General features: G+C 58.7%; 1 protein-coding gene. It reads right to left on the minus strand.

Translation table 11 applies throughout. The features are described from left to right. Positions 1-259: 259 nt before the first annotated feature. On the minus strand, positions 260-3,154 hold the full coding sequence (locus V7082_RS18585; RefSeq protein WP_334150923.1) for a glycosyltransferase: 2,895 nt from the start codon (positions 3,152-3,154) through the stop codon (positions 260-262). Positions 3,155-3,173 lie beyond the last annotated feature (19 nt).

The following is a 3,173-nucleotide window of genomic DNA, read 5'->3' on the forward strand; positions in this document are numbered from 1 at the left end:
ACCATAACCAGAACGGAGTCTACTTATAAACGAGTACCAATCGGGGGGAGGGTCAGCGGCCGGCATCGAAGGCGGCTGTGAGCGGCTTGGCCCCAACCGGTGACAGGCAGGGCAGAATGGGCATAGCGTGCATGGTGATGGACGGTGGCGGGCTCTGGCGACGCGCACACTCTGCTTCGACAACAGAATGTTACGCCAAACCAACGGCTTCGTCGTCGTCCATCAGATCGAGACGAGCGGCCCCGTGAATAACAAGGGGCTAACAGGCAGATACAGCGGACCGTTTCCTCTTCCTGTGTAGGGCGACGATCATGCCGTCAAGCCGCCGGCCCAGATGCGAGTAGCGGTGCGTTTCCCGCCAGCGATCCGCATCAGGCTTCATCCTTCGATAGCATTCCGGATCGTTGATAAGTTCCTTTCTCAGCTGCTCTATACCGTTCGCGATATCCACCGCAGTAAGGCCGGGCAGGTCTAGTACCAGCGGAGACACATCCTGAAAGATCGGCAGAGGCGTAACCGCCACCGGTCTGCCGACCGCCAGCCCATAGCGAACAGCCGCGCTCGAGGATTCCCCTGTCTGCTGATAAGGAAACACGATCAGATCGGTGTCTCCCAACCGGCGAAGGCTTTCGTGTACTGAAAGAAAGGATGTATCGAGGCGAACTATGTCCTCAAGTCCTCTTTCCTTGATAAGCGCCTTCGCTCGCATGATCAGCTCGGCGGAGATCAGTACGGGATATTCTGCGTTCATCATCCGCAGCCTTACGGGCAACCCGCGCTCCTTCAGGATCGAGATCGCTTCTATCGTTTCGAGAAGTCCCTTGTGGGGCAGGAAGAAGCCATAGGTCGCCACGGTGAAGACGCCGTCCTCGAGGGTGCGGGACTCGCTGTTGAAATCCAGAATGCCGTGCGGGAAGAGCACCACGTTGTCGACAAGCCCCAGTCCCTTGAGACGATTGAGATCCTCCACAGTATGAACAAGGAGACGCGAACAACGCGACAACGGCTCGCGCAGCAGTTCCAACCGCTTCTGCCTTCCCCATTCCGCGTCGCCCTGCGGATCGGAGGTGGCATGCAGCGTGACGATTACGGTGCGGCCCCGATTGAGCATATACTCTATAAAGCGCCCAAGGGCGTCGAACGAAAAGAAGCCGTAGTTGAACTGAACAATGATGACGTCGAAGTCGTTCTCCTCCACGCTGGCGCGCAGATTTTCGAGATCGTCATGGCCGTTAGTCTGCCAGCAGCGCAGCACATTCTGTCCGTCGGCCTGCTCCAGGGGCTGATTAGCGGGAGCCAGGACGGTGATGTCGGAGGACATGTTGTCGAGAAGGTGCTCGGAGTAGCTGGCGATACCGCAGCGCGTGTTCCAGGCCGAGACCCAGCCAACGCGCGGGCGCACCGACGAAGGCTCGATCACGGCGTGTCTGGTGATTTTCTCAAGCCTTTCCGCCACGTGGATCCATCGGGAGTTGGCCAGTAGGCGTTCCCGCCCGCGATCGGCTCGTTTTCTACGTTTGGCGGCCGGCAGATCGAAGAGCGTTCGCATTGTAGCGGCCAAGTCTTCAACGGACGGGCGCGCCCAGACTGAATCGAACAAGCCGAAATGAGACTGTGCCAGTTCGAACTCGTAATCCACGAGCCAGGCCGTTTCCTCGTCACAAAAATCTCTTTGCCCGCCCCACGCAGTGGTTATGACCGGCAATCCCGACAACATGGCTTCGGCCATGGGCAAACCGTAGCCCTCCGCCTTGCTCGGAGCGACCAATGCGTTACATTGCCGGTAAAGGGATTTGAGGGCGGAATCTGTAAGATCGTCCTCTATGATCAGGACATCGGGATAGGATGGGTTATCCACCTTCGCCTGCCCGAGCCACCCATGGATCTCGTTGTGTGGGTTCGGGAAGGTCTTGATGACCAGTACCACGTCGTCGCCGCTTGAAAAGCTGGATCCGTAGGCCTTCAGCAGAAGGTCAACTCCCTTGCGAGGGAAGCAGGAGGACACGTGCAGGAACCTGAATGACCGCTTCGTGTCCAAGACGAAATCGCCATCGGGCTCGACGCGTTCCCAATGATCGGTGCCGCAGCCGGACACTTCGAGGTGGCAAGCGACACCATGGTCGACCAGGATTTTTTCTACATGCGAGGAGAGACAGGCGACACCGTTGAGGTGGGTATTGAATTCCTCGGCCCATTCCGATGGAAATCCCGTTTCCTCCCAGGCATAGTGGTGCAGGAGGTTGACGGCACCTTCCATATCGAAAACACGCGGAGGGTAGAGATTACGGCTGACGACATCAGAGATTTGCGGCGAAATCCGTTGTGAACGGGCGTGCAGTTCCGCAAGGTCAGGGTTGGCCTCCAGAAACGCCTGTGTTGGAGGAAAGTCACCGGGGCCCTCCGTCGAGTGGAGGGCCACCTCGTGGCCCAGCCCCTTCAAAGCGCGCGCCGTTTCGCGATTGAGAAGTGCCAAGCTGTAGCTGCTGTCGAATGGACCTTCGACGCGCCAAGTGAGCTGCTTGGGTAGTTCGAGAGGCCGTTGCAACCGGCAGGCGGCCGCCATATTGCTGTCGATGGAGCCGGCGAGAGTGATCAGGTCGGCGTCCTCCGGCGCACTGCCCGGACCTTGAACCTTCCCGATCTGACTGATCACGGTCCGGTAGATTTTTTCTTGCGGAACAGCCCTGATCTTGTGCTTGCGCACGGCCTCTTCGACCGCCTCAATGGCCTTCCTGGCAGTGTCGTCCCAGGAAAAGGTTCGGGCCTGCTGTAGGCCGTGCGCAGCGAGGTCGGCTCGCAACGTGTCGTCGAACAAAACCTGAGCGATCTTGCCGGCAATAGAAGCGACATCGAACGGATCGAACAGGGCGTCGCGCCGACCTAGTACTTCGGGCAGGCTGGTGGCGTCCGCGGCGATCGTCGCAGCGCCCGATTGCATGGCTTCCAGCGCGGGCAGACCGAAGCCCTCGTGCCAGGAAGGAAACACGAACAGTTCACACAAATTGTAGAGTTCGACCAGATCGGAATCGGACACATAATTCAAGATGACGAAACGTTCCGGCCTTGCATAGTATTTATCGATCCAGCCGTTCACGGTGAGTCTGTTTTGGGCGTTGCTACACCCGTACACGACCAACTGGTATCTCTCCGCGATCTTACCCGGAAGGCGCCCG

The organism is Hyphomicrobium sp. (assembly GCF_036833075.1).
Taxonomy (GTDB): domain Bacteria; phylum Pseudomonadota; class Alphaproteobacteria; order Rhizobiales; family Hyphomicrobiaceae; genus Hyphomicrobium_C.